At 71.2% G+C, this 21,975-nt stretch carries 24 protein-coding genes; 12 read left to right on the plus strand and 12 right to left on the minus strand.

The annotated features are described in order from the left end of the window. Positions 1-106: 106 nt before the first annotated feature. The 3 genes from ACZ5PB_RS18890 (at position 107) to ACZ5PB_RS18900 (ending at position 3,357) form a co-directional block, all read left to right on the plus strand. Positions 107-520 (plus strand): hypothetical protein, encoded by a 414-nt coding sequence (locus ACZ5PB_RS18890; protein WP_468692480.1) that lies wholly within the window; start codon positions 107-109, stop codon positions 518-520. A 426-nt stretch (positions 521-946) separates the two neighbouring features. Next, the gene (locus tag ACZ5PB_RS18895) at positions 947-2,320 is read left to right on the plus strand and encodes an integrase (protein ID WP_468692482.1); all 1,374 of its coding nucleotides are present in this window, start codon (positions 947-949) and stop codon (positions 2,318-2,320) included. After that, positions 2,317-3,357, plus strand: a complete 1,041-nt coding sequence (locus ACZ5PB_RS18900; protein ID WP_468692484.1) for an NUDIX hydrolase — start codon at positions 2,317-2,319, stop codon at positions 3,355-3,357. Before ACZ5PB_RS18895 ends, ACZ5PB_RS18900 begins: the two co-directional genes overlap by 4 nt. A gap of 64 nt (positions 3,358-3,421) precedes the next feature. Here ACZ5PB_RS18900 and ACZ5PB_RS18905 read toward each other — a convergent pair whose 3' ends face one another. Together ACZ5PB_RS18905 and ACZ5PB_RS18910 are read right to left on the minus strand one after the other, a co-directional pair. After that, positions 3,422-4,120, minus strand: coding sequence for an MBL fold metallo-hydrolase (locus ACZ5PB_RS18905; protein ID WP_468692485.1), 699 nt, complete (start codon positions 4,118-4,120; stop codon positions 3,422-3,424). 92 nt (positions 4,121-4,212) lie between these two features. Beyond that, the gene (locus ACZ5PB_RS18910; protein ID WP_468692486.1) at positions 4,213-5,580 is read right to left on the minus strand and encodes a M20/M25/M40 family metallo-hydrolase; all 1,368 of its coding nucleotides are present in this window, start codon (positions 5,578-5,580) and stop codon (positions 4,213-4,215) included. Between the two features lie 166 nt (positions 5,581-5,746). On the opposite strand from ACZ5PB_RS18910, the gene ACZ5PB_RS18915 reads away from it, so the two are divergent. After that, complete coding sequence (locus tag ACZ5PB_RS18915; RefSeq protein WP_468692488.1) at positions 5,747-6,991, plus strand: geranylgeranyl reductase family protein; 1,245 nt, start codon at positions 5,747-5,749, stop codon at positions 6,989-6,991. A gap of 112 nt (positions 6,992-7,103) precedes the next feature. On the opposite strand, the gene ACZ5PB_RS18920 is transcribed toward ACZ5PB_RS18915, so the two are convergent. Continuing rightward, the gene (locus ACZ5PB_RS18920; RefSeq protein ID WP_468692490.1) at positions 7,104-7,553 is read right to left on the minus strand and encodes a nitroreductase family deazaflavin-dependent oxidoreductase; all 450 of its coding nucleotides are present in this window, start codon (positions 7,551-7,553) and stop codon (positions 7,104-7,106) included. Between the two features lie 165 nt (positions 7,554-7,718). Between ACZ5PB_RS18920 and ACZ5PB_RS18925 the strand changes: the two genes are divergently transcribed. From ACZ5PB_RS18925 to ACZ5PB_RS18935, 3 genes are all read left to right on the plus strand, one after another. Then, positions 7,719-8,423: a TetR/AcrR family transcriptional regulator gene (locus ACZ5PB_RS18925; protein ID WP_468692493.1), complete on the plus strand. Its 705-nt coding sequence runs from the start codon at positions 7,719-7,721 to the stop codon at positions 8,421-8,423. A gap of 97 nt (positions 8,424-8,520) precedes the next feature. Beyond that, complete coding sequence (locus ACZ5PB_RS18930; RefSeq protein WP_468692495.1) at positions 8,521-10,008, plus strand: sensor histidine kinase; 1,488 nt, start codon at positions 8,521-8,523, stop codon at positions 10,006-10,008. Beyond that, entirely contained in the window at positions 10,005-10,670 is a 666-nt protein-coding gene (locus ACZ5PB_RS18935) for a response regulator transcription factor (RefSeq protein WP_468692497.1), read from the plus strand. Before ACZ5PB_RS18930 ends, ACZ5PB_RS18935 begins: the two co-directional genes overlap by 4 nt. Positions 10,671-10,691: 21 nt before the next feature. Here the strand turns inward: ACZ5PB_RS18935 and ACZ5PB_RS18940 are convergent, their stop codons facing one another. Next, complete coding sequence (locus ACZ5PB_RS18940; RefSeq protein ID WP_468692499.1) at positions 10,692-10,964, minus strand: DUF6332 family protein; 273 nt, start codon at positions 10,962-10,964, stop codon at positions 10,692-10,694. A 98-nt stretch (positions 10,965-11,062) separates the two neighbouring features. Next, positions 11,063-12,619, minus strand: a complete 1,557-nt coding sequence (locus tag ACZ5PB_RS18945; protein ID WP_468692501.1) for an MFS transporter — start codon at positions 12,617-12,619, stop codon at positions 11,063-11,065. An 88-nt stretch (positions 12,620-12,707) separates the two neighbouring features. Here ACZ5PB_RS18945 and ACZ5PB_RS18950 point away from each other — a divergent pair, with 88 nt between their 5' ends. After that, a complete protein-coding gene (locus ACZ5PB_RS18950; protein WP_468692502.1) occupies positions 12,708-13,109 on the plus strand; it encodes a MarR family winged helix-turn-helix transcriptional regulator in 402 nt (133 codons plus the stop codon). Positions 13,110-13,121: 12 nt separating this feature from the next. On the opposite strand, the gene ACZ5PB_RS18955 is transcribed toward ACZ5PB_RS18950, so the two are convergent. The 3 genes from ACZ5PB_RS18955 to ACZ5PB_RS18965 all read right to left on the minus strand — a co-directional run bounded on the left by ACZ5PB_RS18955 (position 13,122) and on the right by ACZ5PB_RS18965 (position 15,631). Then, positions 13,122-13,877, minus strand: a complete 756-nt coding sequence (locus tag ACZ5PB_RS18955; RefSeq protein WP_468692504.1) for a maleylpyruvate isomerase family mycothiol-dependent enzyme — start codon at positions 13,875-13,877, stop codon at positions 13,122-13,124. Then, positions 13,874-14,230, minus strand: a complete 357-nt coding sequence (locus ACZ5PB_RS18960) for an SCO4225 family membrane protein (RefSeq protein WP_468692505.1) — start codon at positions 14,228-14,230, stop codon at positions 13,874-13,876. The genes ACZ5PB_RS18955 and ACZ5PB_RS18960 overlap by 4 nt, the downstream gene beginning before the upstream one ends. A gap of 93 nt (positions 14,231-14,323) precedes the next feature. Then, on the minus strand, positions 14,324-15,631 hold the full coding sequence (locus tag ACZ5PB_RS18965; protein ID WP_468692507.1) for an MFS transporter: 1,308 nt from the start codon (positions 15,629-15,631) through the stop codon (positions 14,324-14,326). A gap of 67 nt (positions 15,632-15,698) precedes the next feature. Here ACZ5PB_RS18965 and ACZ5PB_RS18970 point away from each other — a divergent pair, with 67 nt between their 5' ends. The 3 genes from ACZ5PB_RS18970 (at position 15,699) to ACZ5PB_RS18980 (ending at position 18,101) form a co-directional block, all read left to right on the plus strand. After that, on the plus strand, positions 15,699-16,934 hold the full coding sequence (locus tag ACZ5PB_RS18970; RefSeq protein WP_468692508.1) for an ROK family protein: 1,236 nt from the start codon (positions 15,699-15,701) through the stop codon (positions 16,932-16,934). 73 nt (positions 16,935-17,007) lie between these two features. Continuing rightward, the gene (locus tag ACZ5PB_RS18975; protein ID WP_468692509.1) at positions 17,008-17,628 is read left to right on the plus strand and encodes a hypothetical protein; all 621 of its coding nucleotides are present in this window, start codon (positions 17,008-17,010) and stop codon (positions 17,626-17,628) included. 155 nt (positions 17,629-17,783) lie between these two features. Then, a complete protein-coding gene (locus tag ACZ5PB_RS18980; RefSeq protein WP_468692510.1) occupies positions 17,784-18,101 on the plus strand; it encodes an SHOCT domain-containing protein in 318 nt (105 codons plus the stop codon). Between the two features lie 36 nt (positions 18,102-18,137). Here the strand turns inward: ACZ5PB_RS18980 and ACZ5PB_RS18985 are convergent, their stop codons facing one another. Beyond that, positions 18,138-18,620, minus strand: a complete 483-nt coding sequence (locus ACZ5PB_RS18985) for an ATP-binding protein (protein WP_468692512.1) — start codon at positions 18,618-18,620, stop codon at positions 18,138-18,140. Positions 18,621-18,782: 162 nt separating this feature from the next. Next, positions 18,783-19,067 carry a hypothetical protein gene (locus ACZ5PB_RS18990; protein ID WP_468692513.1) on the minus strand — a complete coding sequence of 95 codons (285 nt, stop codon included), beginning with the start codon at positions 19,065-19,067 and terminating at the stop codon, positions 18,783-18,785. 336 nt (positions 19,068-19,403) lie between these two features. Here ACZ5PB_RS18990 and cds1 point away from each other — a divergent pair, with 336 nt between their 5' ends. Further along, positions 19,404-20,558: an L-cysteine desulfhydrase Cds1 gene (gene cds1, locus ACZ5PB_RS18995; protein WP_468692514.1), complete on the plus strand. Its 1,155-nt coding sequence runs from the start codon at positions 19,404-19,406 to the stop codon at positions 20,556-20,558. On the opposite strand, the gene ACZ5PB_RS19000 is transcribed toward cds1, so the two are convergent. Next, complete coding sequence (locus tag ACZ5PB_RS19000; protein WP_468692517.1) at positions 20,555-21,034, minus strand: SRPBCC family protein; 480 nt, start codon at positions 21,032-21,034, stop codon at positions 20,555-20,557. The genes cds1 and ACZ5PB_RS19000 overlap by 4 nt on opposite strands. Positions 21,035-21,110: 76 nt before the next feature. After that, positions 21,111-21,950, minus strand: a complete 840-nt coding sequence (locus ACZ5PB_RS19005; RefSeq protein ID WP_468692518.1) for a DeoR/GlpR family DNA-binding transcription regulator — start codon at positions 21,948-21,950, stop codon at positions 21,111-21,113. Positions 21,951-21,975: the final 25 nt, after the last annotated feature.

Here is a 21,975-nt window from a genome sequence, read left to right on the forward strand (position 1 = left end):
GCAGAGTGTGCTGATAGTTAGCTCTAGTTAGCCTTGCCTCAGTGAATACCGGCCGATTACCTAGGTGGAACTGGTTGGAACTGGCGCAGCCTGCCAAGATGTCGACATGGCAACCCGAGATCCCGGCCGACTGGCAAAAGTTGTTAAGGCGCACCGCCTTGAGTTGTTCGCCTCGCGACTCGCCGCAGCTGCCGCCGCCGGCATCTCCAAGGACACGTGGCGGCGTGTCGAAGAGGGCGAGTCGGTGCGTGACACGACCTACGCCGCGATCGACAAGGCGCTCGGCTGGGCGGTCGGCAGCTGTGTGGCCGTCAGTGAGGGCGGTGAGCCGGTGCTCGTCGATGATCCGACGGGCCGCGCGCAGCCCCGGGTCCTCCTTGATGAAGGTGCTGTGAGGGCTGCGGCTTTTGAGGCGGCGCGCGTGAAGCTGCCCGGGGCGCCGATCGGGGACATTGACGCCTTCAGTGACGAACTTGTGGCGGCACTGCGAAGGGCGGGTGAGATTGAGGACTCTGACTGATCGGTATTGATCGGCGCACAACCTTTTCGCCGTGACCTGATCGTTACCTCATGGGGCTGGTGAAACCTCAACAACCCCTCCCGCTAGCGCATTTGTCATGTCACCCTTGCCGTTCACCCGAGGAGGTCCCGCAGAGTAACTAAGGGGGACCGGTGAGTATTGTCATCACTCTGGATCTTGGGGCGGCGTCCTTTCTCGGATACCCGACCCAAGTGAACGGCGAGATGGTGTGCGTCCTGCCCTCCAGGGTTGCCGGAGATCGCGATTTGCGAGCGCGCGTGAGGCGATTCATGAGGGCGCAGGGACGAGACTGCGAAAGCTGTCGTGGCTGTTCGGTAGGCACGGCAGAGTAAGCAGCAGGAAGCGCGGCGGTAGGGGTACCCGCCCGCGCCTCCGCACCAATTCGCCAACATCCGGGGGGATGACATGCCCTATGTCGAGACACGGGGCCGCTCAATTCGCGTGAAATGGTGGGGCGGAGAGTACAAGCGCGGCCCCGACGGCCGAACCACCAAGACGAAGATCTACGAATCAGCGTCCGGGCCTGAGCCCGGGGTGCCGTTCCAGGACGAGGACGAAGCCTACGACTTCGGCCTCGACCGCGAATCTGATCTCCGAAACCACCGCCCCCGCCCCCGCGCCTCCAGCCGCGTCGGGATGGAGGAGTACTGCGATCTCTGGTTCGCCGAGGTCGACCTGCGTGTGCGGTCGAACGTCAAGTACCGGTCCATGTTGAACTCCGTGATCAAGCCGTACTGGGCTTCATGGACCGTGGACCAGATCAAGCCCATCGAGTACGCCGCGTTCGACAAGTACGTCACGGCGAAGTACTCAGCGAACTACCGGAAGAACGTCCTCGGCCTCTTCAAGATGCTGATGGACGATGCCGTACGGCTGCACAAACTCCGTACGGAGACGCCCATCGTCGAGGAGCGTCGGCGCGGCCGGTACAAGAAACAGCAGACGCGCAGGAAGAAGCGCGAGCTGTCGATCCAGGCGATCCACGCGACCGCCATGAATGCATACACCCTCTGGGGATACGTCGGGTGGGCCTACATCTGGACCATCCCGTTCACAGGCATGCGCCCGCCGGGGGAGACCTTCGGGCTGCAACGGGGATACTCCTCCGTGCACTGGCCGCAGAGCGAGCCAGACCAGGAACTGAAGGAGGAGGCAACCCAGCGGTATCGAGACCTCCACGCGATCCGAGTGCAGTACCAGACCTACAAGGACGGCGCGTGCTCGGTGCTTGCGGCTCCGAAGTACGACAGCTGGAGAACACTTGTGATCCCGCCATTCCTGCATCAGATGCATGAGGCGTTGCTGGCGTCACATCTCAGCCCGTGGGTGTTCCCCTCAATGACCGGAGGCCATCTGTTGGATGCCTCCTTCACCCGCAACTATTGGTACCCGATCCGCGACGGCGCAGCCGAGCGCCCTGTTCGGCCGCGGTACGAGCGGTGGGCTCGGCCGGAGATGCCGGCCGTGGAGGAGATGGCGGGGGAAGACATCTACCGGTTGCGGCACTGGCACAAGGGCAAACTCGACGAGCCTGGGGACATCCCTCGGGTGGCGATCGAGGCACGGATGGGGCATGAGCTGCCCGGCATCGAGGGCGTCTACAGCGAGGTGACTCTCGCGATGGAGCGGCGCATCGTGGCCTACTTGCAGGAGGTATGGGAAAAGGAAGTTGTGGGCGCTGGGCTCTGGCTGCCGCCGTTTCCCATGCCGCTCCCAAATGATCTATCGGGAGAGGCTCCGTCGCTGCTCAGCAGCCTATCGGTTCTGGAGTACGGATGATCGTCTGGATCAACGGCGCGTTCGGGGCGGGCAAGACCAGTACCGCACGCGAGCTGCTCGATCTGATCCCCAACAGCACGTTCTACGACCCGGAGCTGACCGGTGCCGGGCTCGGGCAGCTGCTCCCGGCCAAGCGTCTCGCGGAGGTCACCGACTTCCAGGACCTCCCGATGTGGCGGCGGATGGTCGTGGACACCGCGGCGGCGCTGCTCGCGGAGGTCGGCGGGGTGCTGGTGGTGCCGATGACGCTGCTGAGGCAGGAGTACCGGGACGAGATCTTCGGCGGGCTGGCCTCGCGCCGGATAGCCGTACGACACGTGCTGATCAAGGTGGAGGAAACGATCCTGCGGGAGCGGATCGCACGCCGTGAAGTGCCGGGCATGACGGCGGCCGACGCCGAGGTGCGGGTACGGCAATGGGCGTACGACCACATCCCGGCCTACCTCGGCGCGCTGGAGTGGATCACCTTGGACGCGCATGTCGTGGACGCCGGACGGGCCACCCCGTACGAGACCGCCGAAGCCATCGCCGACGCGCTCCGGTCCGGGGCGGCCGGGCCGTGCGAGATCGTGCAGACCCCGCCGCCGACCGCCGAGACCCTGGCGTCCGGGGTGCTGCTCTTCGACGCCCAGGACCGGGTGCTGCTCGTCGACCCCACGTACAAACCGGGCTGGGAGTTCCCCGGCGGGGTGGTGGAAAGCGGCGAGGCGCCCGCGCGGGCGGGGGTGCGGGAGGTCGCCGAGGAGATAGGGATACGCCTCAACAGCGTGCCCCGGCTGCTGGTCGTCGACTGGGAGCCGCCCCGGCCACCGGGGTTCGGCGGGCTGCGGATGCTCTTCGACGGCGGCCGGCTCGACGGGGAGGCGGCCGGTCAAGTCCTGCTGCCGGGCCCAGAGTTGAGGCAGTGGCGGTTCGTCACGGAGGAGGAGGCGGCCGGACTGCTGCCGCCCGAGCGGTACGAGCGGCTGCGCTGGGCGCTGCGGGCGCGGGAGCGCGGGACGGTGCTCAACCTGGAGGCGGGGGTGCCGGTCGGCTGAGAGGGGCGGGCCGGGAGGCGGCGCGGCCGAGGTGGGCGTGCGGGCCGAGGGGCGGTCGTGCCTGTCAGCCGGCCGACGAGGCCTTTTCGGCGGCCGCCAGGAGCAGGGTGGCGGTGTCCTTCGTGAGCGGGTCGCCGTGGCCGAAGCAGGCGACGGACGGGGCGAGCGAGGCCAGCCGGCGCATGGTGGCCAGGGACTGGGCGCGGTCCACGTTGAACACCCCGAGCATCACCTCGCCGACGGCCGCGACGCTGTCACCGGTGAACAGCACGCCGTGGTGCGGGAGATGGACGCCGATCGAGCCGTCCGTGTGGCCGGGGGCGTGGACGACCCGGGCACCGCCGCCGAAGTCCAGCAGGTCACCGTCCTCCAGTTCCCGGTCGACCCGGGTGGGCGGGGCGGCGGGCACCGTCAGCCCGTGCTCGTACAACGGGACCTCCCAGTCGAGGAGTCGGGGCTCCGGCGTGGGCTGCGTCCCACGGATCACGGGCGCGTCCAGCCGGTGCGCCAGCACCTGAGCCCCGTACCGCCGGGCCAACTCCTCGGCGGCGCCCACGTGGTCGCGGTGGCAGTGGGTCAGCACGATGCGGCGCAGGTGGCGCGGATCCGCGCCCAGGCTCCGTATCGCGCCCTCGATGTCGGCGGCGGCGTCCTTGTGCCCCGCGTCGATCAGGGTCAACTCCCCGCCGTCGCGCCAGAGATAGGCCTGGCCGATGGGGAAACGCAGCATGTGCAGGTGCGGAAGCAGTTCTACGAGGTCCATGCGGCGAACGTACGAGACGGCATACGTCCGCCGCACGGGTCTTCGCTCAGCGCATAGTTCGCTCAGCGCTGATCTTGGTGGAGCGGAGCGGGTCAGACCTTCTTCGATGCCGCGTAGTGGGTGAGGAAGAGGGCCTCGGCGACCGAGAGGCGCTCCAGCTCCTCGGGCGAGACGCTCTCGTTCACCGCGTGGATCTGCGCCTCCGGCTCGCTCAGGCCGATGAGCAGGATCTCCGACTCCGGGTAGAGCGCGGCGAGGGTGTTGCACAGCGGGATGGAGCCGCCCATGCCCGAGATCTGCATCTCCTGGCCCGGGTAGGCGACCCGCATCGCGTCCGCCATCGAGCTGTACGCGGGGCTGGCCGTGTCCGCCTTGAACGGCTGGCCCTGGCCGACCTGCTCCACGGTGACCCTGGCACCCCACGGGGCGTGTGCGTGCAGATGCGCGGTGAGCAGCTTCGTCACCTCGGCCGCGTCCATGCCCGGCGGCACCCGCAGGCTGATCTGCGCCCGCGCGCTCGACTGGAGCGACGGCGTGGCACCGACGACCGGCGGGCAGTCGATGCCGATGACGGTGACCGCGGGGCGGGCCCAGATGCGGTCGGCGACCGTACCGGTACCGATCAGCTCGACCCCCTCACGTACCTTCGCGTCGCGGCGGAACTCCTCCTCCGGGTACTGCAGACCGGCCCAAGTCCCGTCCGCCACAAGGCCGTCCACGGTCGTCGAGCCGTCCGCGTCGCGCAGCGAGGCCAGCAGGTGGATCATCGCGGCGAGCGCGTCGGGGGCCGCGCCGCCGAACTGCCCCGAGTGCAGATTGCCCTCCAGGGTGTCCAGGGTGACCCGCAGCATCGTCATGCCGCGCAGCGTCGCGGTCACGGTCGGCAGGCCGACCCGGAAGTTCCCGGCGTCACCGATCACGATCGTGTCGGCGGCCAGCAGGTCCGGGTGCGCCTCCGCGTACCGCTCAAGGCCGCCGGTGCCCTGCTCCTCGGAGCCCTCGGCGATCACCTTGACGTTGACCGGGACGCCGCCGTTCTCCTTGAGGGCGCGCAGCGCGAGCAGGTGCATGATGAACCCGCCCTTGCAGTCGGCCGCACCGCGCCCGTACCACCGGCCGTCCCGCTCGGTCAGCTCGAACGGCGGCGACACCCACTTGTCCTCGCCGAGCGGCGGCTGTACGTCGTAGTGCGCATACAGCAGTACGGTCGGCGCGCCCTCGGGGCCGGGCAGGAAGCCGTACACGGACTGGGTGCCGTCGGGGGTGTCGAACTGAGCCACGTCCTGGAACCCCTCGGCGCGCAGCGCGTCGGCGCACCAGCCCGCGGCGGCCTCGCACTCGCTCTTGGGGTACTGCGCCGGATCCGCCACCGACCGGAAGGCCACCAGCTCGGTCAGCTCCGCCTTGGCGCGGGGCATTAGCGAGGCGACGGTCGAGGCAATCGGGTGGACGGCGGTCATGGACACGCTCCTTGTGGGTGCGACAGCGGATCGGGGGTGCTTCGCGGACAGATGTGTGCACGCCGAAGACATGGCCGATCCTCCCACAGCGACCCCGGCTTCCGCCGCGCCGTAGGATGCCGCAGGACAGCATGGCCACGGTTCGGATCAGGAGCAGAAGCACATCGTGAGCAGCGAGAACGCAGACGCCGCAGCAGACACCGGACACGGCTCGGGCGAGGACGGCGCACCGGTGTGGGACGTCGTGGTGGTAGGGGCCGGACCGGCCGGAGCCTCCGCGGCGCACGCGGCGGCGAGCGCGGGCCGGCGGGTGCTCCTCCTGGAGAAGGCCGAACTGCCCCGGTACAAGACCTGCGGCGGCGGCATCATCGGCCCGTCCCGCGACAGCCTGCCGCCGGGCTTCGTCCTGCCGCTGCGGGACCGCATCCACGCGGTGACCTTCTCGCTCGACGGGAAGCTGACGCGCACCCGGCGCTCCCGGCAGATGCTGTTCGGGCTGATCAACCGGCCCGAATTCGACGAGGCGCTGGTGGAGTCGGCGACGAAGGCGGGCGCCGTGCTGCGGACCGGCGCCACCGTCGCCCGGGTCGAGCAGCACGGAGCGGCGGTCCCCGACCGGCGCACCGTGGCGGTCGTCCTCTCCGACGGCGAGACCGTCCTGGCGCGGGCGGTCATCGGCGCGGACGGCAGCGCCAGCCGGATAGGGGCACACGTCGGGGTGGAGCTCGACCAGGTCGACCTCGGTCTGGAGGCGGAGATCCCGGTGCCGCCGACGGTCGCCGAGGACTGGGCGGGGCGGGTGCTCATCGACTGGGGCCCGATTCCCGGCAGTTACGGGTGGGTGTTCCCCAAGGGAGACACACTGACGGTCGGCGTCATCGCCTCGAAGGGCGAAGGTGCCGCCACCAAGCAGTACTTGACGGACTTCATCGCCCGCCTCGGCCTCGCGGGCTTCGAACCGTCCGTGTCCTCGGGCCACTTGACCCGCTGCCGGGCCGCCGGATCGCCGCTGTCCCGGGGCCGGGTGCTGGTGTGCGGGGACGCCGCAGGACTCCTGGAGCCGTGGACCCGCGAGGGCATCTCCTTCGCGCTGCGGTCCGGGCGGCTCGCGGGGGAGTGGGCGGTACGGATCGCCGAGGCGCAGGACGCGGTCGACGCACGGCGGCAGGCGCTGAACTACGCCTTCGCCATCAAGGCGGGGCTCGGCGTCGAAATGGGCGTCGGCAAGCGCATGCTCGCCCAGTTCGAACGCCACCCGGGGATGCTGCACGCGGCACTCACCGGCCTGAGGCCGGCCTGGCGTGCTTTCGCCCGGATCACCAGCGGCCGCACCACCCTCGCCGAACTCGTACGCATGCACCCCTGGGCGCAGCGCGCGCTGAACGCGGCGCACCGCCCCGACGAGCGCTGACGCGGCGTAAAGCCCGCCCGTCCTGCCTCTTTCGCCCGTCCTGCCCGACCCGTCGGACCCCTGTGGTCCGGCGGGTCGTTCCGTGTGTACGGGAGTGTGGTGCGCGCGGAGGTCACCGCGTGACGGTGATGCGGAAGACCGGGTGCTTGGGGGCGGCGGCGAGCAGCTCCTCGTCGGAGGAGTCAGCGGTGACGCCGTCGAAGAAGCGGCCCACTTCCCAGCCCCACTTCTTGAGGTAGGTCCGCAGGATCACCGTCTTCTCGGCGTCCGGCACCTCGACGGCGGTGAACTCCTGGGTTCTGCTCCCGACCTGGAGCTTCCCGCCACCGGCGGCACGCATGTTGCGCACCCACTCGGAGTGGCCGCGGGCGGAGATCAGGTAGGGCCCGCCCTCGTACGGAAGCGGGTTCACCGGGACGCGGCGCCACTCGCCGCTCCTGCGGCCCACCACCGACAGTTCGGCGCTGCCCATGAGGCTGACTCCGTGCCGGGCGAGCCAGCCGACGGCGCTGCCGAAGAGTCTGTCGAAGCGGCCGGGCTTGAGGTAGCGCGTGGTGGTCATGGAGGGTCCCCTTGGGTGTCGGAGGAACATTGCGAGAGCGGTGCTCTCGTTTGTGAGCACCAGTCTGCACCGGATCGCCGATCCAAAGCAAGAGCAGTGCTCTCTCTTTTGTGCAGCGATCGCGTTGTTGTGCAGTGCTCACCGTGGCTGGCACACTGAGGCACCATGAGCACCATGCGTGGGGCCCGGGAGCGGGCAAGGGCCGAAGTCACCGCCGCCATCAAGGAAGAGGCACGCAAACAGCTTGGCGCCGAAGGTGCCGCGAAGCTCTCGCTGCGCGCCGTCGCACGGGAACTGGGCATGGCCTCCTCCGCCCTCTACCGCTACTTCCCGAGCCGCGACGACCTCCTGACCGCGCTCATCACCGATGCCTACGACGCCGTGGGCGAGGCGGCGGAGTCGGCGCTCGCCGAAGTCCCGGTCCAGGCCGGGACCGATCACCCGGCGCGCTGGCTGGCCGTGTGCGTGGCGGTGCGGCGCTGGGCGCTGGAGCACCCCCACGAGTACGCCCTCATCTACGGTTCGCCCGTGCCCGGCTACACCGCGCCGCAGACCACCGCCCAGCCCGCGGCCCGGGTAGCCCTCGTACTGATCTCCGTGGCGCGCGACGCGTACGGCTCGCGCGGGCTGGCCCGGGGGCGGGTGCCCGCCGGACTGCGGACCGAGGCGGAACGGCTGGCGGCCGAGATCGCCCCCGACCTGCCCCCGGAGGTGGCCATGGCGTTTGTGCAGGTGTGGTCCCAGCTGTTCGGGCTGATCTCCTTCGAGGTGTTCGGACACTTCCGAGGAGTGGTGGAGGACCGGGACGCGTTCTTCGCGCACGCGGCGGGGGAGTTGGCACGGACGGTGGGCGTGCTGCCGGAGGCGTGACAGGGGTGTGACGGGGACCCCCGTACTCCCGTAGGAGTACGAGTGATCACGCCGTGCGGCCGACGCCGGGCCCGCCCGTTCCGTCTAGCGTGAACGCATGGAGCAAGAGGACGCACGCACGGGCCGCCCCTCCCGGCGGCCGGGCCGGGGCGAGGGCCGTCAGGGGCATGCCCGGGGCCGTCGGGGCGGCGGCCACTTCCACCGCCGGCACCGGCCGGGCCCGCCCTTCGGTCCGCCGTTCGGCCCGCCCCGCTGGGCCAGGCACTGGGAGGAGGCCGGAGGCGGGGCGGGCGAGGGGGCGGGCCCCGCCCGGCGGCGTGCCGGAATCGCCGGGCTGCCCTGGGTGTCGACCCTGGTGCTCGCCGTGTTCCTCCTGCTCGGCTCCCGGTTCGCGGAACGGATGCAGCCCGACCGCGAACAGATCGACATGCTCGCCCGTGCGCTGCTGCTCGCCGGACCCCTCGTACTGCTGTGGCGGCACAGGTTTCCCGTGCCCGTGGTGTTCGCCGCCACCGGGACGGTGCTGGTCTACCTCGGCGCCGGATATCCGTACGGACCGGTCTTCCTCACCGTCGCGCTGGGCTGTTTCGCGGCCGTGGTGCACGGCCACCGGGTCGCCGCCTGGAGCGCGCTCGGTCTCCTGTGGGCCGGGCACCTGCTCATCGGGCACTGGCTGTACCGGTGGCTGCCGCCGACGGGCGACAGCCCCGCGTCCTGGACCGAGGGCCTGGGCCCGGCGGCCTGGATGACGGCGATCCTCGCCGCCTCCGAACTCGTCCGCGTCAAACGCCAGCAGTGGGAGCACGCCCGCGCCGAGCGGGCCGCCGCCCAGAAGCGCAGGGCCGAGGAGGAACGGCTGCGGATGGCCCGTGAGCTGCACGACGTCCTGGCGCACAGCATTTCCGTCATCAACGTCCAGGCGAGCATGGGCCTCGCCCTCCTCGACACCGACCCCGAGCAGGCCCGTACCGCGCTCACCACCATCAAGGCCGCCAGCAAGGAGGCGCTGGGCGAGGTCCGCCAGGTGCTCGACTCGCTGCGCACCCCCGGCGACGCACCCCGCACCCCCGCCCCCGGTCTCGACCGGCTCCCCGAACTCGTCGAGCAGGCCGCCGCCGCGGGTCTCACCGTCAGCACCGAGACCACCGGCAAGGTGCGCAGGCTTCCGCCCGGTGCGGACCTCGCCGCGTTCCGCATCGTCCAGGAGGCGCTGACCAATGTGGTCAGGCACTCCGGCTCCCGTACCGCCGACGTACTGGTCACGTACGCGTCCTCGGGCCTGCGGCTGCGCATCGACGACGCGGGACCGGCCACCGGCGACGACGCGGGCGGCAGCGGCAACGGACTCGCCGGGATGCGGGAGCGGGCGGCCGCGCTGGGTGGCACGATCGACGCGGGCCCGCGCCCCGGCGGGGGCTTCCGGGTCGAGGCCGAGCTCCCGCTCAGCGCCGCCCCGCGCGACGCACGGCGGGCCTGCGGCGGGCCGCAGGAAGTACCGGAGAAGGCCCCGAAGGAAGCCCCGCAAGACGTACCGCAAGACGTACCGCAGGACGTGCTGCGACAAGAGGAAGAGGGAACGCCGTGATCCGGGTGCTGCTCGCCGACGACCAGGCGCTGGTCAGGGCCGGGTTCCGGGCCCTGCTCGGGGCTCAGGCAGACATCGAGGTCGCCGGGGAGGCGGCCGACGGCGAGGAGGCGGTGCGGCTCGTGCGCGAACTGCGCCCGGACGTCGTCCTGATGGACATCCGGATGCCGCGCCTCGACGGCCTCGCGGCCACCCGCCGTCTCACCGAGGACCCGGAGCTCGACGGGGTGAAGGTGGTCATGCTGACCACCTTCGAACTCGACGAGTATGTCTTCGAGGCGATCCGCTCCGGCGCCTCGGGATTCCTGGTCAAGGACACCGAACCGGAGGAGCTGGTACGCGCGGTGAAGGCGGTGGTGGACGGCGACGCGCTGCTCTCGCCCGGGGTGACGCGCCGGCTGATCGCCGAGTTCGCCGCCCGCTCGAAGGAACCGGCCGAGGCGGGTGTGCTGCGCGAACTCACCGAGCGCGAGCGGGAGGTGATGGCCCTGGTCGGCATCGGGCTGTCCAACGAGGAGATCGCCCGCCGGCTCGTCGTCAGCCCGCTCACCGCCAAGACCCACGTCAGCCGCACGATGGTCAAACTGGGTGCCAGGGACAGGGCCCAACTCGTCGTGCTGGCCTACGAGTCGGGGCTCGTACGGCCGGGGTGGCTCGGCTAGCGGGCGCAGAGGCCCGTACCTCTAGCGGGCGTTGCGCCCCGGACCGCCCGGCTCGGTGCCCGGGGCGCCCCAGTAACGCCACAGCACGTACACCACCCGTACGACGAAGACCACGCCCGCCAGCACCCAGCCGAGGACGGTCGTCGCCGTGACCCAGCCCGCCGGGGCGTCCAGCAGGTACGCCGGTGCGGAGACGGCGGCGAAGGTCACGCCCGCGAGGACCGCCGCACTGACCAGGGCGTAGCCGATCTCGATCGTCATCGCGTCCCGCTGGGCCTGCGTCCGGGGGGCCATGGGTCCAAGTGTGCTGCGCGGTACGGCCGGTGGGCAAGCAGTGCTCGCCCACCGGCCGTGTTCCCCCTGCGGCAGTCCGTCAGTGGGATGCCCGCCGCTCAGTCCCGTACGGTGACGGCCTCGGCGGCTTCCTTCCGTACGGGCTCGTTGCGTACGGCTTCCTCGCGTACGGTGTCCGGCGCCGCTGCCGGAGTTCCGTCGGCCGACGAGCCCAGCAGCACCAGAGACTGCGCGGGGCGGCGCGTCCGCAGCCCGGTGGCCGTGATCACCAGCCCCAGGAAGGCGATCCCGGTCACCACGATCAGTCCGGGCCGGAAGCTGTCCAGCAGTGCCTGCGGGGACACCGCGGTCCCCTCCTCGGTGCCGCCGCCCGCCGTGATGACGGCGGTGACCACGGCGAGGAAGAGCGCTCCGCCGACCTGGAAGGAGGTGTTCAACAGGCCGGAGACCATGCCCTGTTCGTCGTCGTGGACCCCGTTGGTCGCCTGGATGTTGAGCGAGGGGATGGCCAGGGCACAGGCCGCGCCGAGCAGTAGCATCGACGGCAGGATGACGCCCGCGTAGCTCGGGTCGAGCCCGATGCGCAGGAACAGCGCGTACCCGATCACCAGGGCGAGGAAGCCCGCGGCGACGATGCGCGGGGTGCCGAACCGGTCGACCACGTCACCGATCTTCGTCGACGACAGGGCGACGAGCAGTCCCGCCGGGAGGAAGGCGAGCGCGGTCTGCAGCGCGGACCAGCCGAGCAGCGACTGCATGTACTGCACGACGATGAACTGGAATCCGACGTACGAGCCGAAGAACACGGCCCCGCCGAGCTGGGCCCTGATCTGGTGGCCGGAGCGCAGCACCCCGAGCCTGATCAGCGGGCTGGCACTGCGCTTCTCGATGCGCACGAAGAGCGTGAAGAGGGCCACCACCGCCAGGAAGGACAGCAGCGTGCGCGCCGAACCCCAGCCGACCTCCGGGGCCTGTACGACGGTGAAGACGAGCAGCAGCATGGTGAGGGTGCCGGTGATGGCACCCGGCAGGTCGTAGCCGTGCTTCGCGTCCTCCCGGGCGCTCTTCGGGATCAGCTTCAGGCCGACGAACAGGGCGATCAGGGCGATCGGCGCAGGCATCAGCATCGTCCAGCGCCAGCTGAACTGGGTGAGCAGGCCCGACAGCACCAGACCCATCGAGAAGCCGGTGGCGGCGCAGGTGGTGTAGATGGACAGGGCCCGGTTGCGCTGCGGGCCCTCGGGGAACGTCGTGGTGATGATGGACAGTCCTGCGGGGGCGGTGAACGCGGCGCTCAGCCCCTTGATGAAGCGGCTGGCGATGAGCAGCGGCCCGGAGTCGACGAGGCCGCCGAGCAGGGAGGCGGCGGCGAAGACGGCCAGCGCGATCAGGAACACGCGGCGCCTGCCGAGCAGGTCGGCCGCCCGGCCGCCCAGCATCAGCAGGCCGCCGTAGCCGAGGATGTAGCCGCTGACGATCCACTGGAGCGAAGCGGTGGACAGGTGCAGATCGGCGGCGATCGACGGGAGCGAGACGCCGACCATCGAGACGTCGAGGGCGTCGAGGAACATCGCGGCGCAGAGCACCAGCAGGGTGCCCCACAGTCGGGGGCTCCAACTCGTCCTGGTGCGTGGGGTGTCGGGCGCAGTGGTCATGGGCAGCAAAGCTACATGCACATGCATGGGATGCAAGTGCATTTAATTCTTGTGCAACAAAGGGTCTGCTCTCTGCTAACGTGCGGCCATGGCAGTGAAGAAGCCGGAGAAGTCGGAGCGCGAACTCGTGGAGGAGTGGCGCGGTGTCCTCGGGCTGCATGCCCGCACCATGTGCGCACTCGACCGGGAGCTGCATCCCTTCGGACTCGGGGCCAGTGACTTCGAGGTGCTCGACGTGCTGGCGTGCGATGCCGAGCGGAAGCCGCTGCGGGTCCAGGAGATCGCCGACCAGGTGCACCTGAGTCAGAGCGCCCTGTCGCGGCTGGTGGGGCGGCTGGAGCGGGACGGGCTCGTGACGCGTGGCATGTGCGAGACGGACCGGCGTGGCGTACGGGTCGCACTGACCGAAAAGGGCCGCAGCCTCCATGCGGAGACGCGGCCCCTGCGGCAGACAGTGCTGGAGCGGATGCTGGCGGACCGTCAGCTCTGATCCGGGTGTGCGTCAGCTCCAGGTGATGGCGGACAACGTCCGCCAGGCGCGCGCGAGTTCGGGGTCGCCCGACAGCTCGACCGCCCCGGTCGGCAGCCGGTTCCACAGCACCGCGTAGAGCCGCTCGGCGGGACCGCTCAGCTCGGTGTCGGCCGCCCCCTCGTCGCTCCGTACGGTGCGCGGCGGAGCGTCCGGCGACAGGTGTACGGTCCACACGGCATCGGGCGCGGGGCCGTCCGTGGCCCGGACGCGGAGCGTTCCCGGGGCGGGGGTCCTGACGCGGCTGCGGGTGCGGGCGTGCATGGCGCTGAGCAGCTCGTCGATCCCGTCGCGCGCGAACTCCGGTGCGAAAGGGCTGAGTTGACCGCCCGCCGCGGACTCCGCGTCCAGCCGGTGGACCGCCGCCTCGTGCGCCTGCCGCCGGGCCCAGAAGGCCAGCGGGGAAGGCGCGGGCAGGAACGTCCAGCACTCCAGGTCCTGCGGCGCGTTGCGCAGTGCCTTCACCAGTTCCGCGTGCCCCGCCTGGTACCAGGCGATCAACTCGCTCCCGTCCAGGTCCGGTTCGCCCTTGCCGGGGTGGAACTCCCGGAGCCCGTGCGCCACATGGTCGGCCGCCCAGCGGTGCACCATGCCGGTGTGCCGCAACAGGCCGGTGACCCGCCACCCGGGGCAGGTGGGCACCACCGCGTCCGTGCCCGCCCGCTCGGCGGCGGCTGCCGTCAACCCACCCTGGAGCGCGAGGTGTTCGATGTGCGCGGTGATGTTCATACGGTCGATCGTGACATGCCGCGCACGGCGGCGCGCCCGCCCCGCCACAGGTGGACGAAGGACCCGAGCGCGTACGACTGGACCAGTACGGACAGCACGAGCGCCGGATAGAGGTACACGGCCGAATCGGCGACGCCGCTCGCGAGCAGAGCGCCGCCGATCAGGAACACGAAGACGGTCGGCGCGGCGAGCAGGAACAGCCAGACCCCGGCGGGCGAGGTGTCGTCCTGCGTGACGAGGAGCATGTCGACGGTGACGAACAGCGCGGCCGCGGCGACCAGCGCCAGATAGACCAGCGACGCGGGATTGCGGAAGGTGAGCCTTGCGAACTCGTGCGAGCGGTGTGCCTTCATCTCGTCCCCCCAGACGGATCGGCGGTACTTCCCCGTGGGGACATCGTGCCCCCGAGTCGCCGATTCCGCCCGGGTACCGCGATCCGGGGCTGTCTATCCGGCCACTTGGGTCTGCGTCCGGGTCTGCTCCTGGGACTGCACCTCGGTCCCCACCCGGGACGGTGCGTTGCGGGCCACCAGCCCGAGGCAGGACGCCGCGGTGGCGAGCAGTACCACCGTCGTCAGGGCGACCGGCAGGGTGAACCAGTCGGCGAGGAAACCGATCGCGGGCGGACCGAGCAGCATGCCGCCGTAGCCCAGGGTGGAGGCGGTGGCCACACCGCTCGGACCGGCCAGCTCGCCCGCCCGGGACACCGCGACGGGGAAGATGTTCGCCAGCCCGAGCCCGGTCACGGCGAAGCCGAGCAGCGCGAGCCACAGCGAGGGCGCGAGAGCGCCAAGCAGCATGCCGACGGCTGCGGTCGCCCCGCCCAGCACCAGGGTCCTGGTCTGCCCGAGGCGCTCCAGGAGGGTGGTCCCGGTCAGCCGGCCGATGGTCATGGCCAGCGCGAACAGGGAGTACCCGGCGGCGGCCAGTCCCGGATGGGCGCCCAGGTCCTGCTGGAGGTGCAGCGGACCCCAGTCGGCCAGCGCGCCCTCGCCGTACGCGGTGCACAGCGCGATGACGCCGAAGAGGGCGACGGTACGCCGGGTGGCGGGCGCGGTCCGCGGCTTCCCGGGGGACATGGGGGGCGTGGGAGACGTGGGAGCGTGTGCCTGCTCCGGCGCGACCGCCTGGGGCAGCTTCCGCGATTCCCGCAGCAGCGCCGGACCGGCAGCCGCCGTGAGCACCAGCCCCATCGCGGACAGTACCGACAGGTGGACCAGCGGGGACAGGCTCCCCGCGACCAGCCCGCCGAGCCCCGCGCCGACCATGCCGCCCAGGCTGAACGCCGCGTGGAAGCTGGGCATGATCGGGCGGCGCACCGCGGTCACCAGGTCGACCGCCGCGCTGTTCATGGCGACGCTGATGCCCCCGTACAGAGCCCCGAACACCAGCAGTACGAGGCCCAGCGCGAGCGGTGAGTGCGTCAGCGGCGGCAGCGCGATGCTCAGCGAGAGCAGTGCTCCGCAGAAGACGGTGACCCGTGCGCTGCCGAAGCGGCTGCACAGCCGTCCGGTCATCGTCATCGTGATCACCGCGCCCGCCGACACCCCGAGCAGGGCCAGCCCCAGCGAGCTGGCCGAGGCCTCGGTCTGGGCCTTGATGGCCGGGATGCGGACCACCCACCCGGCGAATATGAAGCCGTCGAGGGCGAAGAACAGGGTCAGTACGGTGCGGAGACGGGAGAGGGAGGGTGCGGCGCTGTCTGCGCCCGGTCCCCCCGGTGCGGCCGTCCGGACTTTGTTTAGGTTCGGCACAAACTCAGCATAGGGTGGGCTCCGCGAACGGGGCAAGACGGTTGCGGGTCGTGGCAGACTCCACCCCATGAACGCCGAGGGGACCAGGGTGGCCAGCACCAGAACGAAATTGGAGCGGGGCCGGGGAGCACTCGGGCCCGCGCTGGAACTCGTGCACACCGGCCGCGCCCCCACCCGGGCCGTGCTCACCGCCGAACTCGGCGTCACCCGCGCCACCGCCGGAGCGGTCGCCGCCGAACTGGAGGCCCTCGGGCTGATCCGGGTCGACTCCCGCCCCGCCGCCGCCGGCTCGCAGGGCCGCCCCTCGCACCGGCTGACCGTCGACGACACCGGACCCGTCGTGCTCGCCGCCCAGGTGCACGCCGACGGCTACCGGGCCGCACTGGTTGGCCTCGGCGGCCGGATCGTCGCCACCGCCCCCGGCTGTACGGTCGTCGACGCCGACCCCGCCCAGGTCATCGGCGCCGTCGTGGACACCGGCGCGCAGCTCCTGCGGGAGAGCGGACGCCGCTGCGCCGGAGCCGGACTCGCCGTCCCCTCGGCCGTCGCCGAACCCGAGGGCACCGCGCTCAACCCCCTCCACGTCGCCTGGCCCGCAGGCTCCCCGGTCCGCGAGATCTTCGCCGCGCGCATCGCCGCCGCGGGCATCGAGGGCCCCGCCTTCACCGGCAACGACGTCAACCTCGCCGCCCTCGCCGAGCACCGGCACGGCGCCGGACGGGGCGCCCAGCACCTGCTCTGCGTCGCCACCGGACACCGGGGCGTCGGCGGCGCCCTGGTCGTCGACGGCCGCCTGCACAGCGGGAGTTCGGGCCTCGCCCTGGAAGTGGGCCATCTCACGGTCAACTCCGACGGCCGCCCCTGCCACTGCGGCAGCCGGGGCTGTCTCGACGTGGAGGTCGACCCGCTCGCCTTCCTCGCGGAGGCGGGCCGCACCCCGGGCCCCGAGGTCTCGCTGCTCCAGCAGTCCAAGGACCTGCTCCGTACGGAGTACACGGAACTGGCCGTACGGGCGGCCGCGGAGGCCCTCGTCGACCGCCTGGGCCTCGGCCTCGCGGGACTGGTCAACATCCTCAACCCGGACCGCATCATCCTCGGCGGACTCCACCAGGCACTGCTGGCCGCCGCACCGGACCGGCTGCGCGCGGTGGTCGCCGACCGCAGCCTGTGGGGACGCAGCGGGGGAGTACCGATCCTCCCCTGCACCCTGGACCACAACTCCCTCGTCGGCGCGGCCGAGCTGGCCTGGCAGCCGGTGCTCGACGACCCGCTGCGCGGACTCGCGGTGGGCGTCGGGGCCTAGGGCAAGCGGAGGCGGGCGGGGGCGAGCGGAAAAACCGCGTGGCCGTTCGGACGGCGGCTGTTACCGTCCGGCCATGACGATCACCCCCGCTGATGTACGCCTCGCCGCCGACCTGGCCGCCGACACCCTCGGCCGGGCCCTCGACGCCGACTGGAGCGTCAAGGCAGGCGGACTTGACTGGGACTGCTGGGAAACCGCCGAGCACCTCATCGACGACCTGTTCTCCTACGCCGTCCAACTGGCCTCGGAACGCACCGACATCGACGTCCCGTTCCGCTACACCCAGGAGACCCCCGGCGCCCCCGGGAACGCGGTGCGCGTCGAGCGCGAGGCGGGCGTGCCGGGGCTGCTCACCGCGCTGGACTCGGCGGCCGGGCTGCTGTACGCCGTCACCACCGTCAAGCCGCCCGAGGCCAGGGCGCACCACACCTTCGGCGTGGCGGACCCCGAGGGGTTCGCCGCCATGGGGGTGATCGAAACCCTCGTGCACACCCACGACTTGGCGACCGGGCTCGGCGTCGGCGACAGCTGGCAGCCGCCCGCCGACCTGTGCGCCCGCACCCTGCACCGGCTCTTCCCCGACGTACCCGCCGACACCCCGCCCTGGCCGACCATGCTCTGGGCCACCGGCCGGGGCGAACTCCCGGGCCACGAGCGCCGGGACAAGTGGCGCTGGTACGGCGAACCGCGCTGACCCCGGTCCCGCAACGGAGCAGACCGAACCCCCTCCCGTACTCCCGGGGAGGTACGCGAACAGCAGCCGGCCGCACGACGACCCGCACCCCCTCCCGGGGCCACTCTCGGTAGCAGCAGAGCACCACCCCACCGCTACCGAGGAGCTGAACCGAGATGAACACCCTGGCGCACGCAGGCGGGCCCGGCCCGTGGATGCTGCTCTTCCCGCTGTTCTGGGCGGCCGTCGTGATCGGCGGCATCGCCCTCCTGCGCCGCACGGTCCGGCGCGGCCGGGGACGTGGCCCGGGCGGGCCGCCGTGGATGGCGGGCCACCACCGTGGGCACGGCGAGCAGTCGCCGATCACCGTGCTCGGCCGCCGCTTCGCGACCGGCGAGATCGACGAGGACGAGTACTGGCGCAGGCTGTCCGTGCTGGACGAGCAGTTCGGCAGCACGGAGGGACCGCTCAAGGGCAAGAACGGCATGGCTTGATGCCGGTGTTGCCCGGTGCCGCCCGGCGCGGTCCGGTCAGCCCACAGGGGCCGACCGGACCTGCGCCGTGCGTTTCTTGCGGCTGTGTCCCCCGGGCGACGTGGACGTTGCCGGGGCCGCGGGGGAGTGGGTGGGCAGGACGAACCAGACGGTCTTGCCGTCCGCGCCCTGAGGACGTACGCCCCAGCTCTCGCTGACCGCCTCGACCAGGGAGAGACCGCGCCCGCCCGTGTCGGACGGCTCGGCCACGCGCAAAGTGGGCAGCCGGGGATCGTGGTCGTGGACGGAGACCGTGAGCCGGTCGAAGAGCAGCTCGATCTCCACGGTGCACGTCTTGTCCGGCTGGGCGTGCCGGTGCACGTTGGTCAGCAGCTCGGTGACACCGAGCGCGGCCTGGTCTATCAATGGGTCCAGATGCCAGTAGCGCAATTGCGCCGAAACGATCCTGCGGACTTGGCCGATCCGCGACGGCAGGGCTTGCAGCTCCACCGTGCAGTGCCTGCTGGGCTGGCTGGTCACGGCTGCGACTCCCCGATTGAGGTCGGAAGGCGGTCGAAGACGATCCGGTTCTGACAGGTACGAACCGGGCGGCGGGCTGGATCGCAGCGTCACCGCTCACGCACCCTGGGTGAGATATCGCCAGGGTGACCCAGCGGGTACCACTCCGCAACTCGCGTCGCTTCAGCCATCTGCGCCACGCAGGGAGGCGAGTCGGCGGCCGTCCGCCTCCGGCATGGTCAGCCGGTACCTGATGCCGTTCAGCCGGGCCACCAGATGCCCGTCGCCGACGGAGAACCAGGGCCGCCCCGCGGTGACCGACCCCAGCGGCGCACTGTCGATCACCTGACCGTCGCTCCTCAGCAGGGCCAGAGTGCCGTTCTGCACGACGACCTGCCCCGCCCTCGTCAGAGCGCGCGGCCACCGCTCTATCCGTACGCCCAGCACGCTGAAATCGGGCTCCGGCATTGCCTGTTCGCCCCCTTCCCGTGAAAACCCGGCTGTGTGCCTGCCCCCGTTCCTGCCCCCGCGTCCTGCTGGGCAGTCTGCATGGGGGAGGGCGCACGCACCAGGGGGAACGGCGCATCGGTGGGCGCACACCGCCGACTGCGCCCCCGGCCGCGCGGGACCGGTGACACAAGGGAGCCCTATGGCTGCCCAAAGTCAACGTTTGTGCAGGTAGGAGGCTTAAAGTGGCGTGTGCGGGAAAGCCGTGCCGCTCGCTCATGCCAACGGCACAGCAACCCCGCCCGGACGTCACACGGACGTACGCAATCGCACGGAACAGCACGAGGAGCGGCGCGGATGAGCATCAGCGACCCGGCAGGACACAGCAGCGGTGTTCCGGCCACCCGGCCCACCGCCGTACCCACCGTCGACGTGGACCACAGCGACCCCGAGTACCGGGCCTGGCTCAAAGAGGCCGTACGCAAGGTGCAGGCCGACGCGAACCGGTCCGCCGACACGCACCTGCTGCGCTTCCCGCTGCCCGAGCAGTGGGGCATCGACCTGTACCTCAAGGACGAATCCACCCACCCCACCGGCAGCCTCAAGCACCGGCTCGCCCGCTCGCTCTTCCTGTACGGGCTGTGCAACGGCTGGATCCGGCCGGGCCGTCCCGTCATCGAGGCGTCCAGCGGATCCACCGCCGTCTCCGAGGCGTACTTCGCGAAGCTGATCGGGGTGCCGTTCATCGCGGTGATGCCGCGCACGACGAGCGCCGAGAAGATCCGGCTCATCGAGTTCCACGGCGGCCAGTGCCACTTCGTCGACGACTCGCGCAAGATGTACGAGGAGTCCGCCCGCCTCGCGGCGGACACCGGCGGTCACTACATGGACCAGTTCACCTACGCCGAGCGGGCCACCGACTGGCGCGGCAACAACAACATCGCCGAGTCGATCTACCAGCAGATGAGGCTGGAGCGCTACCCCGAGCCCAGCTGGATCGTCGCCACGGCGGGCACCGGCGGCACCTCGGCGACCATCGCGCGCTACGTCCACTACATGCAGCACGACACCTACATCTGTGTCCCCGACCCGGAGAACTCCTGTTTCTTCGACGGGTGGACCAAGGGTGACCCGCACGCCACCAGCGACTGCGGCTCGCGCATCGAGGGCATCGGCCGGCCCCGCATGGAGCCGTCGTTCGTCCCCGGCGCCATCGACCGCATGATGAAGGTCCCGGACGCGGCGAGCGTCGCCGCGGTACGGGCCCTGGACGCGGTACTGGGCCGCAAGGCGGGCGGCTCCACCGGCACCGGGCTGTGGAGCGCACTGAAGATCGTCGCGGAAATGGTCGAACAGGGCCGCACCGGCAGCGTGGTCACCCTGATCTGCGACCCCGGCGACCGCTACCTCGACAAGTACTACTCGGACGACTGGCTGGCCGAGCAGGGGCTCGACATCGCCCCGTACTCGGCCACCATCGAACAGTTCCTGGAGACCGGCGTCTGGCCCTAGGGTATGTCCGGCCGCTCGGCCAGCCGCTGGTCAAGTGCCCGCATCGCGTCGCGGAAGGAGCGCCCCACTCCGGGGCGCGCCGCCCGCAGCAGCAGGCGCAGCGGTGGCGGGCCGTCCACCGCCATCGTCCACTGCACCCGGGTCGCGGCGCCCGTCGGCCAGATCCGCCAGTCCTCCAGCATGGCGCGCACGGCCGGGGCGTTGGAGACGTCGACCCGGTAGGCGTACCGCTTCGACGGGTCGGCGGCCATGACGGTCTCCATGAACTTGGTGCCGCCCCGCAGATGCACCTCGCGGCCGCCCTCCTTCGGCCGGGCGAACGTCACCGCGGAGAACCAGCGCGGCCAGTCGGCGGTCTCCTCGGCGAGCGCCCGGTAGACGTCCTCGGGCGGTGCGGAGAGATCGGCGGCGAAGACCAGGGCGACGGGTGCGGACTCGACGAAGTCGAGCCCGACGTCCCGGAGTTGGCGGACCATGCGGGGTGTACCTCCGGATCGGTGAACGGGTGTTCGGTGGATCCTGTGCGTACGCGCAAAGGTAATTGACGTCACGTCAGTTGTCGTCGAGGTCCACGGGGTCGCTGGGGTTCCCGGCCACCACCAGGCCCGGCAGGTGCTCCGCCATCTCCTCGCGGGCCGCCGCCGGCAGCCCCTGGTCCGTCACGAACGTGTCCACCTGTGCCAGCGTCGCGAACGAACTCAGGCCCACCGTCCCCCACTTGGTGTGGTCCGCGACCACCACCACCCGGCGCGCCGAGTCCACCAGCCGCCGGTTGGTCTCCGCCTCCGCGAGGTTCGGCGTGGACAGACCCGCCTCCACGGATATCCCGTGCACCCCGAGGAACAGCACGTCGAAGTGGAGCGAGCCGATCGCCTGGTCCGCGACCGGACCCACCAGCGAGTCCGAGGGCGTGCGCACCCCGCCGGTGAGGACCACCGTCGCCGCCCCGCCACCGTCACCGGCCGACTGCCGCGCCGCATGGAACACGTCGGCCACCCGCACCGAGTTGGTCACCACCGTCAGATCCGGCACGTCGAGCAGGTGCCGGGCCAGGGCGTACGTCGTCGTACCGCCCGACAGGGCCACCGCACTGCCGGGCACGGCCATCGCGGCGGCCGCCCGCGCGATGTCCTCCTTGGCGGACAGCTCCAGCGCCGACTTCGCCTCGAACCCGGGCTCGTGGGTGCTCGCCTCGGTGACCGGCACCGCCCCGCCGTGCACCTTCTCGATGACGCCCTGGCGGGCCAGTGCGTCGAGATCGCGGCGGACCGTCATGTCCGACACGTTCAGCCGCCGGGTCAGTTCGTTGACCCGCACGCCGCCGCGCCGCCGTACCTCGTCGAGGATGAGGGCCCGCCGTTGTTCCGCGAGCAGGTTCTGATTCTCGGTCACTGCGGGCCCCGGTCCTTCTTCTGGT

Source organism: Streptomyces sp. NPDC032721 (assembly GCF_055579625.1).

Excerpts from the sequence above, each read along its gene's own strand:
- ACZ5PB_RS18890 (WP_468692480.1), top strand. The coding sequence starts at position 107 with ATGGCAACCCGAGATCCCGGCCGACTGGCAAAAGTTGTTAAGGCGCAC.
- ACZ5PB_RS18895 (WP_468692482.1), top strand. The coding sequence starts at position 947 with ATGCCCTATGTCGAGACACGGGGCCGCTCAATTCGCGTGAAATGGTGG.
- ACZ5PB_RS18900 (WP_468692484.1), top strand. The coding sequence starts at position 2,317 with ATGATCGTCTGGATCAACGGCGCGTTCGGGGCGGGCAAGACCAGTACC.
- ACZ5PB_RS18905 (WP_468692485.1), bottom strand. The coding sequence starts at position 4,120 with ATGGACCTCGTAGAACTGCTTCCGCACCTGCACATGCTGCGTTTCCCC.
- ACZ5PB_RS18910 (WP_468692486.1), bottom strand. The coding sequence starts at position 5,580 with ATGACCGCCGTCCACCCGATTGCCTCGACCGTCGCCTCGCTAATGCCC.
- ACZ5PB_RS18920 (WP_468692490.1), bottom strand. The coding sequence starts at position 7,553 with ATGACCACCACGCGCTACCTCAAGCCCGGCCGCTTCGACAGACTCTTC.
- ACZ5PB_RS18925 (WP_468692493.1), top strand. The coding sequence starts at position 7,719 with ATGAGCACCATGCGTGGGGCCCGGGAGCGGGCAAGGGCCGAAGTCACC.
- ACZ5PB_RS18930 (WP_468692495.1), top strand. The coding sequence starts at position 8,521 with ATGGAGCAAGAGGACGCACGCACGGGCCGCCCCTCCCGGCGGCCGGGC.
- ACZ5PB_RS18940 (WP_468692499.1), bottom strand. The coding sequence starts at position 10,964 with ATGGCCCCCCGGACGCAGGCCCAGCGGGACGCGATGACGATCGAGATC.
- ACZ5PB_RS18945 (WP_468692501.1), bottom strand. The coding sequence starts at position 12,619 with ATGACCACTGCGCCCGACACCCCACGCACCAGGACGAGTTGGAGCCCC.
- ACZ5PB_RS18950 (WP_468692502.1), top strand. The coding sequence starts at position 12,708 with ATGGCAGTGAAGAAGCCGGAGAAGTCGGAGCGCGAACTCGTGGAGGAG.
- ACZ5PB_RS18955 (WP_468692504.1), bottom strand. The coding sequence starts at position 13,877 with ATGAACATCACCGCGCACATCGAACACCTCGCGCTCCAGGGTGGGTTG.
- ACZ5PB_RS18960 (WP_468692505.1), bottom strand. The coding sequence starts at position 14,230 with ATGAAGGCACACCGCTCGCACGAGTTCGCAAGGCTCACCTTCCGCAAT.
- ACZ5PB_RS18970 (WP_468692508.1), top strand. The coding sequence starts at position 15,699 with ATGAACGCCGAGGGGACCAGGGTGGCCAGCACCAGAACGAAATTGGAG.
- ACZ5PB_RS18975 (WP_468692509.1), top strand. The coding sequence starts at position 17,008 with ATGACGATCACCCCCGCTGATGTACGCCTCGCCGCCGACCTGGCCGCC.
- ACZ5PB_RS18980 (WP_468692510.1), top strand. The coding sequence starts at position 17,784 with ATGAACACCCTGGCGCACGCAGGCGGGCCCGGCCCGTGGATGCTGCTC.
- ACZ5PB_RS18990 (WP_468692513.1), bottom strand. The coding sequence starts at position 19,067 with ATGCCGGAGCCCGATTTCAGCGTGCTGGGCGTACGGATAGAGCGGTGG.
- cds1 (WP_468692514.1), top strand. The coding sequence starts at position 19,404 with ATGAGCATCAGCGACCCGGCAGGACACAGCAGCGGTGTTCCGGCCACC.
- ACZ5PB_RS19000 (WP_468692517.1), bottom strand. The coding sequence starts at position 21,034 with ATGGTCCGCCAACTCCGGGACGTCGGGCTCGACTTCGTCGAGTCCGCA.